Consider the following 16,821-nt stretch of genomic DNA (forward strand, 5'->3'; position numbering starts at 1 on the left):
ACCATCCTATCAATCCCTGGATCAGCCTCCTCCGTTTCTCTTCAAGTACTTACCCGCGTCTTCTCCTCCATGCTGGCTTAAGTAAGTGCCATTCGGCCTAGCAGTTGACCGTCGCGCTCCGCGACCATCGCATGCATTGGCTCATAACCATCGAAAAAGCGCGTCCACGTAAGAAGCGTGATATCGCGGGGTAGCGCCGTCTCGCCGGATCGCCCATAGAAAGCGTTATAGGCGTCCCATAGCGGCAACCAGGCGGGGAAATCGGCGGTGGTCACAGGGCGAATCTGGATCGATTGCGTCACGAGCGGGGCTCCTTGTTTGCATATCGTGAGAGAGTTGTTGCGGCATGACTATCCCATCAGCTTAAGAAATTTGTGGCACCATTGTTAGCTCCACGCAACCACAAAAACCTAGAGCCACGCATTTGGACTACGGCCTGTTGATGTCGAACTTCGCGAAGCAACTGGGCGGCCGCAAGCTTACGCAGCAGAACCTGCTCTACGAAAGTTTGCGCCGGGCCATTCTCGACGGCGACATTCGGCACGGTAGTCAGCTCATCCCCACCCGTTCGCTCGCCGAGCAGCTTGGGATTGCACGCAATTCGGTGCTCTATGCGTACGAGCGGCTCACCGAAGAGGGTTTTGTTAACACGAGCCGTCACGGCTCCGTGGTATGCATGGTGAGCCGCGCAGCGTTGCCGCCTGCGGCGCAGGTCGACAGCGCGGGTGTGCCGCTCAGCAAGTTGTCGCGCCGCGTGGCCGATCTGCCGCGCGAGCGCACTCGCGCGAACGACCCCACGCCGTTTCGCCCTGGCGTGCCCGCGCTAAACGAATTTCCGATGGCCCAATGGCGCAGTTGCATGGAGCGCGCCTGGCGTTCGATTGACCCGCGTGAACTCGACTACCGCAATAACGCGGGACATCCCGCCTTGCGTCGAGCGATTGCCGAATATGTGCGGGTGTCGCGCGGCGTGCGCTGTTCTGCCGAGCAGGTGTTCATCACCTCGGGCACTCAGGCGAGCCTTGATCTATGCGCCTGCATGCTGGCCGATCCGGGCGAGCGCGTCTGGATGGAGGACCCCGGCTATCACGGTGCGAAAGCTGCGTTTCAGGCCGCAGGGCTGAGCCTCCAGCCCATTCCCGTCGATGCCGCGGGGATCGCGCCGACTGAAGAGCACTGGCAGCGCACGCCGCCGCATCTGATCTACATCACGCCATCGCATCAGTACCCGCTCGGCAGCGTGTTGAGCCTTGCGCGCCGCTGGTCGATCATCGAGCATGCGATCGAACGCGGCGCGTGGATCATCGAGGACGATTACGACAGCGAGCTCCGCCACAACGGGCCACCGTTGCCCTCTATCCAGGGGCTGGCGGAGAACGCGCCCGTCATCTACCTGGGCACCTTCAGCAAGACGATTTTTCCGGCTTTGCGGATGGGGGTTCATGATCGTGCCGGCCCACGTGGCGCAGGAGGTTCACGCTGCGCATAGCGAGATCGCTCGCCAAGGCCCAGTGGCTGAACAGATGGCGCTGGCCGATTTCATCGAGAGCGGCAAATACGCCCGTCACCTGCGACGCATGCGGCGGATTTATCAGCAACGCCGCGCCGCGCTCGTGGCTGCGCTCGAACGGCACATGGGGGATCTTGTCACCGTTTCGTCCGATAGCGGCGGCATGCATCTGACGGTTCGTCTCGATGCGCCGCTTGTCGATGCGGACGTGACCATCGCCACGCGCGCGCATGGCCTGACTATCGCACCGCTGAGCACGTACTGCGATCCCGCAACGGATAGCACGCGCTACAACGGCTTTATGCTGGGGTATGCCGGCATCGCGCCGGAAGCCGCGGACGCGTTAGTCGCAAGGCTTGCGCAGATCGTACGGTCGCTGGATCGCGGGCGTGTCTAACTGCGCGATTGTCGCAACGTGTCGCGCACTTTTTTGGCCACCAATAGCGGCATGTAATCGAACACGCGGGCGTCAGTTTTGTAGTCGGCCAAAGTGTCGGCGTAGATCTTCGAGACCGTTTCCGTGGGCGTGTTGGTTTCCGCGGCGATGGACTTTACGACTTCGTCAACGTTGGTCTGGGGCTGAGCCATGAGGTTCTCCGGGTTCGGCAGGGGGGCAACTGCAGACAACAGGAGTTTCATTACAGGATGCGTTCGGCCATCACGCCAATTGAATCGTCCTATCACGTATCTGCTTCAGACACGTTTTTGCTTGCAATTACGAAAGGGAGCGATCGCAAGCCGCGATGCCTTCGTTCAATGCGAGTGGATATGATGAATATCTGGGAAATGCGCGTGCGAATGCGTGATCGGAATATGGCGGTGAGGATGCGCATGCGGTTCCTGGCCGTCCCACTCGAAATCATGTTCGTGCTGGTGATGTTCATCATGACGGTGCCGATGATTGTGCTCCAGCGCGCGATGCGTATGCGGATGATCGTGGCGCTCGCGGATATGCAACCAGATGCCGAGCGCCATCAGGGCCGCAGCGACCCAGAACAGGAGTGGCGGCATTGCGGGCCAGAGGATCAGCGAGAGGGTGACGCCGAACAGCGGCGCCACTGAAAAATACGCGCCAGTACGCGCCGTGCCGAGGTTGCGCAGCGCGACCACAAACAGCACCAGACTGACCCCATAACCTGCGAATCCGGTCACCATGGCAACCGCCATAGTGGCGACATGGGGGAGCTTCGCGCCGAGCAGCAAGGCGATCGCGAAGTTCACCGAACCTGCGACCACCCCTTTCAGACACGCGATCACCATTGCGTCGTGGGTCGAGACCTTGCGCGTGAGATTGTTGTCGATCGCCCAGCATCCGCATGCTGCAGCGACCAGCATGGCGCCGAGCGGCAAGCCCGCAGCGCCCGGATGCCACGACAACGCCACACCGCCGGCGACAATCGCGGCCATGCCGAGAAACACCTGCACGTCGACGTTCTCACGAAACACGATCCACGCAATCAACGCGGTGAAGACCCCTTCGAGGTTCAGCAGCAGTGAACTGGTGGCGGCTGGCGTTGAGTGCAGGCCGAGCATCAGCAGTGCGGGACCGGCGACGCCGCCCGTGGCGATTGCGCCGAGCAGCCATGGGACTTCGCGCAGCGGTATCTGACCTGCGTTGGCTCGCTCGTGCGTGCTGAGGCTCAATCGGCGGACGAGGATAGTGATGGCAAGACCGATCCCGCTGCCGAGATAGAACAGGCCCGCCACCATGAACGGCGACAGCGTGCCGAGCAATGCTTTGGCAAGCGGCGTGGTCGCGCCGAATAACGCTGCGGCGAGAAGCGCGGTGAATGGCGCGTTGAGACGGGCAGACATGGGTGCAAAAGTCCTGGTGCTGCGCGCTGCGCGCTGCGGGTGGCGGCGCTATGAATGGTCCTGATTGACAGATAGTGTAGCAATCCGCTCGGCGGGCGGTGACGGCATTACCCGGCGAGCGCATCCGACAGCTTGCCCCGAACGTAATAGACATATCGTCACGACGTCCGAGGCCACCATGCGCCGTTTTGCCTGTGCTGCTGCCGCCGTTTTCCTGCTATTCGTGCTGAATGGCTGCTCTGGCGACCCGCCCAACCCTAATCCGCGCGCCGGTGTGCCGCTCCAAACCGTGCCGGTCGATCTGCCGCGCTACATGGGGCGCTGGTACATCATCGCCAACATTCCGTACTTTGCCGAACGCGGCTTCATGGGCAGTTACGCGGAATGGAAATTGCGCGCCGACGGAAAGATCGACGACTCATATTTCGCCCATAAGGGCGGCTTTGACGCGCCGCTGAAGCACTATCAGTTCCTCGATACGCCGGTGCCGGGCAGTGCGGGTGGGCAATGGAGCGTTCAGGTGTTCTGGCCGGTCCGTTTCACGCAGCTCACGCTATACGTCGATCCGGATTACCGTTACACGATCCTGGGTTATCCGGGCAAGAATCTCGGCTGGATCTTTTCGCGCGACCCCGAGATGAGCGACGACACGTATCACGCCATGTTGGCGAAGCTCGACCAGATGGGCTACGACACCTCGCGCTTCAGGCGAGTGCCGCAGCGGCCCGAGCAAATCGGCATGCCGGGCTTTGCCTCGTCAGGGGACAAGAACTAGCACCAGGCGGCGGCCACGACGCGATACCTCGGCGCTCCTGCTGCCCCCGCGCGCCGCATCCATTGCCTAGCTGCCTGCGTATAAACCTGCATCGCCCCTGGACGAGGATGCCATGCCGCCTGTAGCCGCCGCCGTGATTGCTCTGGTCGGGCTCGTGCTCGTGTTTTCCGCCGTCTGGGCGTGGCAACTGAAATCGGAAAATGCGGGCATGATCGATCCAGTCTGGGTGTATTCGCTCGGCACCGTAGCGGTGCTGTACGCGGTACTTGGCACGGGCGATCCGTCCACCCGCGCGCTCGCCGCGCTAGGGGGCCTGATCTGGGGGGCGCGCCTGGGTACGCATCTGTGGCGGCGTAATTTCGGCCAGCCGGAAGATGCGCGTTATCACCGTTTTCGCGAGGCGTGGGGCGACGCTGCACCGCGCCGGATGTTCTGGTTTTTCCAGTTGCAGGTCGTGATTTCGATGCTGCTCTCCGTGGCGTTTCTGGTGCCTGCATATCGCTCGAGCGAGCCGGCCACTGTATGGATCCTGCTGGCGGTGGCGGTCTGGATTGCCTCAGTTACGGGCGAGGGACTCGCGGACCGTCAGTTGCGCCGCTTCAAGAACGATCCCTCCAACCGCGGCAAGGTCTGCCGCGTGGGGCTATGGCGCTACTCGCGGCACCCGAACTACTTTTTCGAATGCGTGCACTGGGTGTCGTACATCCTGCTGTCGATCGGCTCGCCGTGGATCTGGCTGACGCTTCTGCCGCCCGTGCTGATGGCGTGGCTGTTGCTGAAGCTCTCGGGTATCCCGTTGCTCGAAGCCAGTCTCGCGAAAACGCGGGCCGGTTACGCCGAATACATGCGCACCACGAATGCCTTGATTCCGTGGCCGCCGCGGCGCTCGGCGGGCGAGTAGCCGCTTGATCCATTCGATGCCATCACAACGAGACCAACGAGATGCCGGCTGACCCGGCGTTGCGACATAAAAGGAGCCAGCCCCATGAGCCTCTTGACCTTTGACCGCACCCTGCCGCCTGCGGCTCCGGCCACCCCAGACGACGGCTGGCTGATCCGCTGCTGCGAACGCGGTTGGCTGCCCGACCCGCTGATCCGGCTCGGGATGCGCCAACTGCTGGGGCAGCGTCTGCGCGACGAGGCCATCCACAATGGCGAGCTGCGTGCGCGACGGCTCAATCGTCTGCTCGATGACCTGCGTTCGAGTCCAATCGCCATCGAAACCCAAGCCGCGAACACACAGCACTACGAAGTACCTGCGTCGTTCTTTCATGCGCATCTGGGACCGCATCTGAAGTACTCATGCTGTTTGTACCCGGAAGGTAAGGAGACGCTCGCGCAGGCTGAAACCGCGATGTTCGAACTGTATGCGACCCGCGCCGAACTGGAAGACGGCCAGCGTGTGCTGGATCTCGGCTGCGGCTGGGGTTCGTTGTCGCTATGGCTCGCGGCACGCTATCCGAATTCGCAGATCGTCGCGCTATCGAACTCGCATGGTCAGCGTGCATTTATCGAAGGCCAGGCGGCGGAGCGCGGCCTGACGAATCTCGAGGTCGTCACCGGCAATATTGTCGACTTCGAGTTCGCCGAGGCACAACTCGCAGGTGGCTTCGACCGGGTGGTGTCGATCGAGATGTTCGAGCACATGAAGAACTATGGCCTCTTGCTCGCGAAGATTGCGCGCTGGATGCGCGACGACGCGAAGCTGTTCGTGCACATCTTCGTGCATCGCACGCTGGCTTATCACTTCCACGTGCAGGATGGCAGAGACTGGATGTCGAAGTATTTTTTCACCGGCGGCACGATGCCTTCGGAGAATCTGCTCCTCAACTTCCAGGACGATCTGCGTATAGAGCGGCAGTGGTGGATCAGCGGTACGCACTACGAGCGCACGGCGAACCATTGGCTGGCCGCGTTAGACGCAGCCAAAGATCACGTGTTGCCGATGCTCGTCGACACCTACGGCGCGCGAGATGCGGCGCTCTGGTTGCAGCGCTGGCGCATGTTCTACATGGCCGTGGCCGAACTGTTCGGCTACGCGAACGGCGACGAGTGGGGTGTCGGGCACTATCGCTTCGAGAAGCGCTGAGTTGCAGCGAGCGGGCGTGGGCGGATTGGTGTCGGAAGGGCGGCCGGTTCCAACCGGGGGCGGCGCAACGGAGTGACTTGTCGGCCGCGCGTGCGGCACTCCCGCTCGATGCGCTGCCGCCACACGACGTCTCGGCGCAGCCTGATCGGGTCCCCGCACAGGGCCTCCTCGACAGCGAACCCCGCGCGGCGTCATACTTTGTGGACTGCGTAACGCCTCGTCGTCCTGTTAGCGGGGCTTCAACGGAACCATCTATGGTCGCGCCCATCCCCTTCATCCCTGACCGTTTCAAGGCCAACGCCGCTCACTACTTAGGTGGCCGGCCAGCCTATTCGCCACGCCTGATCCGCCGTGTAGCCGAAGCGTGCAAGCTCGACGGCACGCAACGGCTGCTCGATCTTGGCTGCGGACCGGGGCAACTGTCTCTGGCGTTTTCATCGTGGGTGGACACAGGCGTCGCGCTCGACCCCGAACCGGAAATGTTGCGCATCGCCGCCGATCTTGGGCTCGGCATTGCGCCGAACATCGAATACCGGCTGGGCAGTTCGTACGATCTGTCGCCGGAGTGGGGCCGTTTCCAGATTGCCGTGGTTGGCCGTGCCTTTCACTGGATGGACCGGCCCGATACGCTCGCGCGGCTCGATCAACTGATCGATCCCGCGGGCGCCGTGGTGCTGTTTGCGACCTCGCATCCCGACGATTCGTCGACACCGTGGCACGCTTCGTACCGAGCGTTGCTCGATGAGTACGCAAAAGCCGATCCGGCGCGCGAGCAGCGAAAATCCGATAGTTGGGAGAGCCACGAAACCGTGTTGCTGAAGTCGGCGTTCGCCGTGCTGGAGCGCGTGTCGATCATCGAGAAGCGGCGCGTGGCGCTGGACTCGCTGATCGCGCGGGCGCTATCGATGTCGAGTCTCTCACGTGAGCGCCTGGGCACGCGGCTCGATGAACTGCTGGAGCGCGCGGGGCAGTTGCTCGCAGCGCATGCGGTCGATGGCTGGCTGGACGAGCGCGTGGAATCTATAGCGCTGATCGCACGACGTTGAGTGAGGTGACGTGGTTGCGGTAGCCTCAGGCGACCACCTTGGCATAGGTTTCCGCACATCGGGCGGTGAACGGACGCGCCAACGTACTGGTGCTGGCGCATCCTGTACATCTAACCGCCAGAAGGCGACGTGTGGCCCAACACGCCGGCCACAGCCAATACGGCCACCATCGCAACCGCTTCGACCGCTAGAAGCCGATCGAAGCTGCGCTGTGCATCGCGATATGCGGGACCGCTATCAGCAACGGTGTGTTGCAGGCGCGGCAGATAGATCATCCGGTTGTAGCCCCCTAGCAGCACCGCCAGCGTGACGAATGCCAGCTTGAGCGTCAGCACGCGTCCATACAGCACGCCAAGCAAGGGTGCGGTGAGGTGCGCTGTGTCCTGCGTGGCGTTATAGATGCCGGTCACGATCACCACAGCAAGCGCGATGGTCGCCAGGTGTGACAACCGCGCGCAAAACGCCACGAGGTTTGCCGACTGACTGCGGGCCTCCCCAGATATGTCCTCCGACGCCGCTGCATTCCAACGCCACAGCACCGGCGCCGCGACGATCACGCTGCCCGCCCACACTGCCGTCGCCCCCAGATGCAGGACGTGCACCGCTTCACGCAGCGTGAAATCGCCGGCATCGGCAGCGTGACTTGAAGCAGCCTTACCCGCCACATAGACGACCATGCCCGCCGCTGCCAGCCCCCAAGAAGTGCGACTGTGCCGCGTACCACCGAGGCAAGCGAACACCGCGCCGACAAAACCCACCGACCAGGCAACACCAAAGTGCGATTGCGTCAACACGGCACTCACGATGGGCCCCGCTTCGCTGAACGGCGTGCCGCCCATCACCGCAGCCTGCAGCCACAGATACAGGCCGCAGGCCAGCACGAGCACGCCAAGCGCAGCGAATCGCGAGCGGCCGAGTGCAGTCGAAGCAGCCGGGCAGCCCTGTTGTTGCCGCCCGAGCATCGCACTGCATGCGAGCATCCCGACCGCGGCGGCCAACAACATATCTTGCGCGGCCGCGACCACGATCTGCAGGACGACGAGCGGATCCACCGTCACTTAACCGTGAAGGTGTAGTGACCTTGCGTGCGGTGCCCGTCTTCTGCGACAGCCACCCATGCGACCGAATAGACACCCGGCGTGAGCGGGTTCAGCGCCACCGACATGCGCTTCTTGTTCGACGGATCGACCACGGCCTTGGCGCTTGTCACCGGCTTACCCTGCGCATCTGTCACGGTAATAGAACTGAAGGCCGGCTCGAGGCCGTCATCGAAATCAATCGCCACATCCTTCTGCGACGTGGCAACGGTCGCGCCTGCGCCCGGCGCCTGGTGGGTCGGGAACGCGTGTGCGTGTGCCAGCTGGCACCCTGCGATCATCAGTGCGGCAACGGCGGCGCGTGCGGTTGTATGGAGTTTCATGAGAGCGGTATCCTGAATCAGAAAAGAGGTTTGCCGATGGAGCTCGGGAAAATGTCGTCGAGGAACAGGTGGGCGTCGAACAGTACGCCGACATGGTTGCCGGTCAGGTGGTTGACGGGAATCTGCGCTTCGACGCCGAATTGCCCCCAGCGGTTGAGCCACAACACGCCGGGGTTGATCGTCCCAGTCGTTTGACCCGCGCAGGCACCCGCTGTGCAGGTGGCCATCGGCGCTTCGACGACGAGGTACGCGCCCGCGAGCGGTTGCGGGAGCCCTAAATCCTTCACGTGATCTTGCAGATACGGGATGCTGTACTGCAGGGTCGTGCCCCAGCCGAACGAGTCCGGTCCCATAGCCGATGAGGCGGTCGTCAGGTTCGGTCCAATCTCGGCAGTGATCGCGAACGGCTTCAGGTAGTTGAGCGACGCGGGCAGGTCGCCGAAGCCCTTGCCCAAATAGACCGTCGGCGAGAAAGTCGAAAACGAGTTCGCGATCGACTTCGCGCCAGTGCCGCCGATTTCCGTATCGAGCCCGACCGACGCCATAAATTCATGCTGCGCGTTCGCGTAGACCATGTACTTCACGCCAACCGTCAAGTTATCCCAACCTTTGGCGGAGCCTCCATTCGGATCGTTCTGGCTGACGTACTGGCTCGAGACGCTGAACTGGAAATTCTGCGTGATCGTTTTGTCCCACTCGTACGAAACGGTGTTGACGTTCATGTTGTCGCCATTGTCGTCGGGAGTCTTGATATGGCCGAACTGTGTGTCGAATTCGTCGTCGACGCCGGGGTCGTCGACTGTCATCGTGGCGGGGAAGATCCGGTCGCCAACCACCGCGTGGGCTGAAGCAGCCGGTGAACCGGCGAGACAGGCGGCGCCGGCCGCCGCCATGAAGGCGACGCGTGCGGGCGCCGCGTGCCGTTTCAAAAGCGTACGCATGATCTTTTTCCTCTCTAGTTGTCCTGATCAGTCGCTGCCTGGATGCGCGGCGACATTCCGCGACTGCTCGCGCAGCGCGGACACGGTTCGTCTATGGATCGGATCAGGAGAGGACGGGGGGCGCGCGCGGCTGGGCCGCGCTATAAAAGAGGGGGACGTAGGCTGCATCACGCGTGACGGCAACCGGTGCCCGCGCAACCGATAGTTCGGCGAGGAACGCAGTAGCTGTGCCCGGCAGCACCGGCACGTGGGCGAGCATGCCGCAATACGCGCAGGCTTGCCAGTGGAATGCGGAGGAGTGGGATGAGTTGCTGTCGTGCCCGAGCTGGCTGTTCGCCGGGTCGGCAGAACAGTAGGTTGCCAGTGCCTCGCCCAACCGGTCGTGTGCTGCGAGCGCCTGCGAAACGGTCGGCGCAAGCGTACTCATCAGGATTGCAAGCAATCCCAACAAGCTGCCGATTTTCTGAAGGCGGAGACGAAGCATGCTGCGCGTCGAGCACGAGAGGAAGCGATGATTGGCGCAGATTATGCCACGCTGTCCGCGATGAATATATGCAAGCGCCGCATGTCCAACATCTTCACGGCGTGCGTTAAGTGGGCCGCGGCAACGCGTAGCGGGCGACAGGCGTACGCGCGAGGCCGTTTCGTAGGAAGATTGTGGCTTTGGCAGTGTTCTTCGTAGAATTTCGGCAACCCGAACAGGGCAAACTACTGGGGCAGCGTGCCCGCTGCGATGGGCCGTTATCGAAACGGACGGAAATCATTTCATCCGCGCGCACGGAATAAATCGCCGCAGCGCAGCGTTTGCATAAATGGCCGCTGTCGCGTTGCAGGCAAACGCCGACTTTCTTGCCCGCTTCATTTGCCGATTGTTAATTTCAAATAGCTTTCGCATCAGCGCACAATTTCAGACGGAATTACCGATGAGCACTCAGGCCAACTCTCCCCTTACCGACACGACCAGCGTCCAGGCCGTCTCGCGCTACACCCGCACGGCCATGGTGCTGCACTGGATCATCGCGCTCCTGATCATCTGCAACGTGGCGCTCGGTTTGAGCGCCGATTCGCTGCCCGACGACTGGGTGCGTCCGGTGATCGACACGCATAAGTCGATTGGCATCACCGTGCTCGGTCTCGTGCTGCTGCGTATCCTGTGGCGCGTCTCGCATCGGCCGCCGCCCTTGCCGGAGGCGTTTCCCGCATGGGAGCGGATTGCTGCGCATTTTGCGCATTTCCTGCTTTATCTGCTGATGATCGGCTTGCCGCTGTCCGGCTGGATGCACGACTCGGCCTGGAAAGATGCGGCGACGCATCCGATGCATTTGTTCAACCTGGTTCCATGGCCGCGTATCGGCTACATCATGAACCTCGACCCGACGCTCAAGGAAACCCTGCACGACCGCTTCGGCGCATTGCACACCTGGCTTGGTTATGCGCTCTACGCACTGCTTGCGATGCACGTGGGCGGTGCGCTCAAACACGAGTGGATTGATCGCAAGTCCGTGTTAAAGCGCATGATTCCTTGAGGACGGCGATTTCACCCCGCATGCTTTAGCGGCCGGTTGCACCAGCAGATTTGCACCGCGGCAGGCTCCACCATTAACCCCGCAGTACCGACAGATTCAGCAGCTATTTTGAAGAGAACTCTGGAACAAGCTTTAGCGCTCGCATCGCCCCGTATTGTGCCGCGCCCCACCACGCTGTTGAGCACAATGATCCATCTCAGCGTTGTAGTGCTGTGGTTGCTGCTCTTTGCCCGAGCGTTTTTCCTGCAAGGCGTGGTGGCGTGGTCGACGGGTATTGCGTACGTGGTCTACGACACCTTGCTGCTCGTGTTTGTCACGGTCAAGACGCTGCCGCTCATGCGATCGCCGACGCCGCTCGATCCGGCCGCGAACCCGCGCAGCTTGCCGAGCATGGGCGTGATCGTCGCCTCGCATAACGAAGCGGCGGTGTTGCCGGTCACGCTCGCCGCGCTGCTGCGGCAAACGCACGGCCCCGCGCAGATCGTGATTGCCGACGACGGCTCGACTGATGGCACCGGCGCGCTGCTAACCGGGCGCTTTGGCCTGACAGCGGCGCCGGACGGTGAACTGAGCGCACCGAGTAGGCTTCACCCGAACCTCTATTGGCTGCGGGTGCCGCACGGCGGCAAGGCGCGCGCGCTGAACGCGGCCATCACGGTGATGACCACGGAAACGGTGATGACCGTCGACGCCGATACGCTGCTCGACGACGACGCCACCTATGCGATGCGGGTGGCTTTCGCGGACGAGCCGAAACTCGTGGCGGCGGCGGGCATCCTCGTGCCTGTCTGCGGCAAAACCGTTTCGGGGCGCGTGTTCCAGTGGTTCCAGACTTATGAGTACATGCGCAACTTCATCGCCCGCTTTGCATGGATGCGCGCCGACAGCCTGCTGTTGATCTCGGGCGCATTCGCCTCGTTCAAGCGCACGGCACTCGTCGACGTGGGCGGATTCGACCCGCAGTGCCTGGTGGAAGACTACGAGCTGATCCATCGGCTGCGTCGCTATTCGGTCGATCATGGGCTCGGCTGGGATGTGCGGGTGGTGGGCGACGCACAGGGACGAACCGATGCGCCCGGCACGCTCGGCAGTTTCCTGCGGCAACGGCGCCGCTGGTTTGCGGGCTTTTTGCAGACGCAATACTGGAATCGCGATATGACGGGCAATCCGCGCTACGGCACGCTCGGTATGCTGATGCTGCCGGTCAAGGCGATCGATACGATGCAGCCGATCTACGGCCTGACCGCCTTCGTGCTACTACTCGGCTTTTTGTTCGGCGGGCATGGGACGCTTGTGCTGTCGATTTTTAGCGTAATCGGCGCCAAGATTGCCATCGATCTGGCCTTCTATGTGTGGTGCATTCATCTGTACCGCCGCTGGACCGGTCAACGGGTTGGCTCGAACCTGGGACTGGCCGTGGTGGCGGCGATTGTCGAACCGTTCACGTTCCAGTTGCTTCGCCATACCGGCGCCCTGATGGGCTGGTTGCACTTTTTACGCGGTGGCCGCGTGTGGGGCGCGCAGCGCCGCTCGGGGCTGGTGGCGCCTGACGAGAGCTGACCGGCTCGCGCAAGAGACGGCGAAGGACTAAGGATGGGCGTGCGATCCGCGCCCACGCTGCCACATCCATATGTGCGCTGCAGCACCGCTGGCGGGTTGGCGGGAAACCCTATGTATTGTTATTGTCAGAAACATTGATCGCGCACCTTCTAGTAGACTGACTTCCTACGCCGGTTTCCCCGTGCAAGTTACGGGCCCACCCAGATTTCAGACTACAAGGAGGCGTCGCCCATGCATGTAGTTCCTTCGCTGGACAGCACCACCATCGATGCGCCTACCGAGGCACCGGCCGAAGCGGCCGATGACCTATCCACTGAGGCGCTCAGCGGCGCGCCTGTGCGCGATCTGCGCCGCGTCCCAATTCACCCCGATTACTGGTATCCGCTTGCGTGGTCGCACGAGGTCAAGCGCGGCAAGGCGCACGGCGTAACGTTCGCCGGCGAGCCGATCGTGCTGGTGCGTACCGAGTCGGGCAAGGCGTTCGCGCTGGAAGACCGCTGCGCGCACCGGCAGGTGCCGCTGCACGGCGGGGTGGTGGACGGCGAAACGATCCGCTGCTGTTACCACGGCTGGACCTACGATTGCACCGGCCGCTGCGTCGACATTCCGTATCTGGGACGTGAGCGTTTGCCCAACGGCGTGCGCTCGTATCCGTGCCGCGAGGAGCAGGGTCTGATTTTCGTGTTCCCCGGCAATCCCGCGCTGGCGGAGGAGCGTCAGTTGCCGCCGCTCGCCTCGTTGGGTGACAAGGCCTACAAGACGCGCCGCTTCGGCCGAGAAGTGAAGTGCCATTATTCGTTCATGCATGAAAACCTGATGGACATGAACCATCAGTTCCTGCACCGCAAGCAGATGGGACAGATGCGGGCGCGTTCGCTTGGACGCCGGCGCGGCGACGACTGGGTCGAGGTGGACTACACGTTTGCGCGTATGGCCGGCGAACAGCCGATTGGCGAGGCGCTGGTGTTCGGGCAAAGCCGTAAAGGTACGCAAGGCGCGGACAAGGACGTGATGACCATCCGCACCCAGTACCCGTATCAGACGCTGCAGATCCGCACCTCGGACTCGACGCTGGTGATGAACCTGTGGATCGTCTATGTGCCGGTCGATGCCGAGCAGCGCACCAACCGCACCTTTGGTCTGCTGTCTATCCGCAAGCCGGGCGTTCCGGTCCTGCTGGATATCGCCTGGCCGCTGCTGGTCTGGTTCACCGAGCGCATTTTCAAGGAAGACCGCTGGATCGTCGAACGTGAACAGGAAGCGCACGACCGGCAAGGGGCGGACTGGAATCACGAGGTGTTCCCGGTCATCAACGAACTGCGTGCGCTGCTGCGCGAGTGCGGCGCGCCGCCCGCGGCCGGTCACTTCAAGGGCGTGAGGATTGGGCCCGCCGAGGCGACGACGTAACGCGGTCTGCCCCCGGTCCCTTTACCTTGGCCTCGCCGTCCGGCACCCTGAAATCTCAGGGTGCCGCAGTCCGCGCGGTGACAGGCTGCTCAGGACTCTGCATTCCCACATTTACTCACTCTCGCGAATGCCGGCCTCGTTCAAACTGGCTCCGCGTTCGATGCCGGCGGCGCGCCTCTGCTGCAGCCACGGTCCGGCGATCGACGCGGCCGCTCCGATCGTCCCCATTGTCAGCGACAGCAGCACGATCAGCAGGCCTGTGTGCCCACGTCCGGCAAATACGCCCACCAGCAGGCCCGCGAGCGGCTGGGTGAGGTTGTTCAGCAGGATGATGACACCGGTGGTTTTTCCGTAGTCCTTGGCCGGAATAATCTTTTTCCGGGCGCTTCGGATGTAGACGTTGAACATCTTGTCGAAGCCGATAATCAGCACGAAACCCAGCGCATAGCCCCACGGACTCGCACTCGCACCGGCGATCACACCGCCGAGGCAGATTGCCAGAAACGCCAGCAGACCCAGCGTCTTGCTGGAAAACGAGGCGCGGGCGATGGTCAGCAAGATCAGCACGGTGGCAATCGCGCCGATGGTCTGCAGCACGGCGTAAAAACGCCCCGATTGATGATGGATGCCGGTGACCATGGCGGCTGAGGTGGCGAGCGTCACGCCGATGACGAGATTCTCGGCGGCGGCCAGCAGGATGACTTTTTTCAGACCGGGCAGATGCACGACGTGCTGTACGGCGGTGCGCAGTGGTTGCGTCCAATGACCTTGAGGCGGTTCCGGTGCAATGGCCTGAAAGCCGCTCACGCGTTGCCACAGTACGAATGCGCCGTCGGCGACCAGGAACAGCGCACCGGTAGTGGCCACCACGAACTCCCAGCGCCACCAGCCGAGCAACAACGCCGCGGCCATGGGGCCGAGCACCACGCCGAGCTGGTCGGCCAGCTGCGAGACGGCCAGTACGCGCTCGAACTTGTGAGCCTTGAAGATCTGCGGGAGCATGACTTCGCGCGCTACGAAGCCCTGGCTCGTAAGGATGCCGCAGCAGGCGGACAGCGCAATCAGCCAGCCGATTCCGCCCCACCGCGCATAGCCCAGCACCCCCGCGATACAGACGACGGCGCGGTACGTCTGGCTGATACGCATCAGTTTGAGCGGGGAGAAGCGGTCACTGAGTGCGCCGAACAGCGGGAAGAACAGATAGCGCGGCAACGCCTCGAGAAAGAAGGCGATGCCTGACCACGATACCTTCTGGGTCGTCTGGAATACGACCAGCGGGACCAGGAACAGCAGAATCTGGTCCGCCAGCCGCGCAAAGAAAAGCGAGCAGAAAAAGGCCTGGTGGTTGACGCGCACGGAATTATCGCCTGTTGGTCACCGCGTTACGGCTGGGCAGCCGGAGCTTGGCGGGCAGACTGAAGGATACCCCGAGGTACGGCTTGTCCTGGTGGCGTGGTCGTGAGTTAAAATGGCGACCTACGTGACTGGCGAGAGAAGATGGATCACCATCGGGAAGCGTAGAGGCTAGACCGCCGTTCGCCTGGGCATCTTGATCGTTCTCTTTGGAGACTTCCGATGACTGCCCTGATTTCTACCCCGCGTTTTACCGCTTCCACCGTGTCGCCAACATTCCCTCATCTGCGCGGCCTCGTACTCGCCCACCATTGCGTCCACCTTTTGCAGCGTAGCGGCCATGACACCGCAATGACCAGGAGCTGAGCTATGGACAACTCTCTGAAATGCGTAATCCTGGATGGCAAAGCGGTTGCGGCGCAGGGTGAACACGAGCTGTCCGCGCGAGTTGCCGCGCTCAAGGCAAGGAATGGCGGCCGTACACCGATACTGGCCACCATTCTGGTCGGTGACGATCCCGCCTCGGCCACCTATGTGCGGATGAAGGGCAACGCATGCCGGCGCGTCGGCATGGACTCGCGCCTCGTCGCATTGCCTGCCAGCAGCACCACCGACGAGGTCCTCGCCGAGATCGACCGGCTTAACGCGGATCCAGACGTTCAAGGGATCCTGTTGCAACACCCTGTCCCCGCTCAGGTCGACGAGCGCCGGTGTTTCGACCGCATCTCGATGCTCAAGGACGTTGATGGCGTGACGAGTCACGGCTTCGGCCGGATGGCGCTCGGCGAGGCCGCGTTCGGCCCTGCCACGCCCACTGGCATCATGCGGCTACTCGCGCACTATGGGATCGAGCTCGCCGGCAAGCGCGCGGTGGTGGTCGGACGCAGCGCAATTCTGGGCAAGCCAATGGCACTGATGTTGTCGAATGCGAACGCGACGGTCACCTTGTGTCACTCGAAGACCGTGAATCTCGAAGCTGAAGTGCGGCGCGCGCAAATCGTCGTGGGCGCCGTGGGCAAGCCGAAGTTCATTCCCAATCACTGGATCAGCGACGGCGCGGTCGTGATCGACGCCGGCTACCATCCTGGAGGCGTCGGCGATATTGACCTCGACGGACTGACAAGCCGGTGCGCGGCAGTGACGCCCGTGCCCGGCGGCGTCGGGCCGATGACGATTGCCACCCTCATCGCGCAGACCGTCGACGCTGCTGAACTGGCATATGCTCAACCCACCGGTCAAACCCAAACCGATTGACCAAAAAATCAACGCGCGCTAGCATCGTCCCATGACCTTCGCCGCCCTCTCTCTCTCCCGCTTCATGCATGCATGCTGTCAAAGCCTGCCAGAGGGAGCTTGCGTCTAGCGCGTCGCGTTACGTC

Annotated in this window: 15 protein-coding genes, 2 pseudogenes and 1 riboswitch; of the genes and pseudogenes, 9 read left to right on the forward strand and 8 right to left on the reverse strand. The window is 62.6% G+C overall.

Annotated features, from left to right (window positions below):
- Nucleotides 1-95: 95 nt before the first annotated feature.
- Nucleotides 96-302, reverse strand: a pseudogene (locus P3T40_RS37650) (GNAT family N-acetyltransferase); the annotation flags it as partial.
- 122 nt (nucleotides 303-424) lie between these two features.
- Here P3T40_RS37650 and P3T40_RS37655 point away from each other — a divergent pair.
- Nucleotides 425-1,907 (forward strand): annotated as a pseudogene (locus tag P3T40_RS37655) (PLP-dependent aminotransferase family protein).
- Here the strand turns inward: P3T40_RS37655 and P3T40_RS37660 are convergent.
- Nucleotides 1,904-2,098 carry a DUF3562 domain-containing protein gene (locus P3T40_RS37660; RefSeq protein WP_429272776.1) on the reverse strand — a complete coding sequence of 65 codons (195 nt, stop codon included), beginning with the start codon at nucleotides 2,096-2,098 and terminating at the stop codon, nucleotides 1,904-1,906. The pseudogene P3T40_RS37655 and the gene P3T40_RS37660 overlap by 4 nt on opposite strands.
- Before the next feature lie 165 nt (nucleotides 2,099-2,263).
- Entirely contained in the window at nucleotides 2,264-3,325 is a 1,062-nt protein-coding gene (locus P3T40_RS37665) for a DMT family transporter (RefSeq protein ID WP_429272777.1), read from the reverse strand.
- 178 nt (nucleotides 3,326-3,503) lie between these two features.
- Between P3T40_RS37665 and P3T40_RS37670 the strand changes: the two genes are divergently transcribed.
- The 4 genes from P3T40_RS37670 to P3T40_RS37685 all read left to right on the forward strand — a co-directional run bounded on the left by P3T40_RS37670 (nucleotide 3,504) and on the right by P3T40_RS37685 (nucleotide 7,235).
- Complete coding sequence (locus tag P3T40_RS37670; protein WP_429272778.1) at nucleotides 3,504-4,100, forward strand: lipocalin family protein; 597 nt, start codon at nucleotides 3,504-3,506, stop codon at nucleotides 4,098-4,100.
- A gap of 112 nt (nucleotides 4,101-4,212) precedes the next feature.
- Complete coding sequence (locus tag P3T40_RS37675) at nucleotides 4,213-5,001, forward strand: DUF1295 domain-containing protein (protein ID WP_429272779.1); 789 nt, start codon at nucleotides 4,213-4,215, stop codon at nucleotides 4,999-5,001.
- Between the two features lie 84 nt (nucleotides 5,002-5,085).
- Nucleotides 5,086-6,189 carry an SAM-dependent methyltransferase gene (locus P3T40_RS37680; RefSeq protein WP_429272780.1) on the forward strand — a complete coding sequence of 368 codons (1,104 nt, stop codon included), beginning with the start codon at nucleotides 5,086-5,088 and terminating at the stop codon, nucleotides 6,187-6,189.
- A 254-nt stretch (nucleotides 6,190-6,443) separates the two neighbouring features.
- The gene (locus P3T40_RS37685; RefSeq protein ID WP_429272781.1) at nucleotides 6,444-7,235 is read left to right on the forward strand and encodes a class I SAM-dependent methyltransferase; all 792 of its coding nucleotides are present in this window, start codon (nucleotides 6,444-6,446) and stop codon (nucleotides 7,233-7,235) included.
- Nucleotides 7,236-7,345: 110 nt separating this feature from the next.
- Here the strand turns inward: P3T40_RS37685 and P3T40_RS37690 are convergent, their stop codons facing one another.
- From P3T40_RS37690 to P3T40_RS37705, 4 genes are all read right to left on the reverse strand, one after another.
- On the reverse strand, nucleotides 7,346-8,287 hold the full coding sequence (locus P3T40_RS37690; RefSeq protein WP_429272782.1) for a copper resistance D family protein: 942 nt from the start codon (nucleotides 8,285-8,287) through the stop codon (nucleotides 7,346-7,348).
- Nucleotides 8,288-8,289: 2 nt separating this feature from the next.
- Complete coding sequence (locus P3T40_RS37695; protein ID WP_429272783.1) at nucleotides 8,290-8,655, reverse strand: copper resistance CopC family protein; 366 nt, start codon at nucleotides 8,653-8,655, stop codon at nucleotides 8,290-8,292.
- Nucleotides 8,656-8,672: 17 nt separating this feature from the next.
- A complete protein-coding gene (locus P3T40_RS37700; RefSeq protein ID WP_429272784.1) occupies nucleotides 8,673-9,596 on the reverse strand; it encodes a hypothetical protein in 924 nt (307 codons plus the stop codon).
- A gap of 103 nt (nucleotides 9,597-9,699) precedes the next feature.
- On the reverse strand, nucleotides 9,700-10,080 hold the full coding sequence (locus P3T40_RS37705) for a DUF2946 domain-containing protein (RefSeq protein ID WP_429272785.1): 381 nt from the start codon (nucleotides 10,078-10,080) through the stop codon (nucleotides 9,700-9,702).
- A 439-nt stretch (nucleotides 10,081-10,519) separates the two neighbouring features.
- Here P3T40_RS37705 and P3T40_RS37710 point away from each other — a divergent pair, with 439 nt between their 5' ends.
- From P3T40_RS37710 to P3T40_RS37720, 3 genes are all read left to right on the forward strand, one after another.
- Nucleotides 10,520-11,122 (forward strand): cytochrome b, encoded by a 603-nt coding sequence (locus P3T40_RS37710; protein WP_429272786.1) that lies wholly within the window; start codon nucleotides 10,520-10,522, stop codon nucleotides 11,120-11,122.
- Nucleotides 11,123-11,230: 108 nt separating this feature from the next.
- Nucleotides 11,231-12,682 (forward strand): glycosyltransferase family 2 protein, encoded by a 1,452-nt coding sequence (locus P3T40_RS37715; protein ID WP_429272787.1) that lies wholly within the window; start codon nucleotides 11,231-11,233, stop codon nucleotides 12,680-12,682.
- 231 nt (nucleotides 12,683-12,913) lie between these two features.
- Nucleotides 12,914-14,089, forward strand: a complete 1,176-nt coding sequence (locus P3T40_RS37720) for a Rieske 2Fe-2S domain-containing protein (RefSeq protein ID WP_429272788.1) — start codon at nucleotides 12,914-12,916, stop codon at nucleotides 14,087-14,089.
- 111 nt (nucleotides 14,090-14,200) lie between these two features.
- Here P3T40_RS37720 and P3T40_RS37725 read toward each other — a convergent pair whose 3' ends face one another.
- Nucleotides 14,201-15,445, reverse strand: coding sequence for an MFS transporter (locus tag P3T40_RS37725; protein WP_429272789.1), 1,245 nt, complete (start codon nucleotides 15,443-15,445; stop codon nucleotides 14,201-14,203).
- A gap of 114 nt (nucleotides 15,446-15,559) precedes the next feature.
- Nucleotides 15,560-15,642, forward strand: a riboswitch (ZMP/ZTP riboswitch).
- Nucleotides 15,643-15,811: 169 nt separating this feature from the next.
- On the opposite strand from P3T40_RS37725, the gene P3T40_RS37730 reads away from it, so the two are divergent.
- Complete coding sequence (locus P3T40_RS37730) at nucleotides 15,812-16,696, forward strand: tetrahydrofolate dehydrogenase/cyclohydrolase catalytic domain-containing protein (RefSeq protein WP_429272790.1); 885 nt, start codon at nucleotides 15,812-15,814, stop codon at nucleotides 16,694-16,696.
- Nucleotides 16,697-16,821: the final 125 nt, after the last annotated feature.

This window comes from Paraburkholderia sp. EB58 (genome assembly GCF_050436665.1).
Taxonomy (GTDB): Bacteria; Pseudomonadota; Gammaproteobacteria; order Burkholderiales; family Burkholderiaceae; genus Paraburkholderia.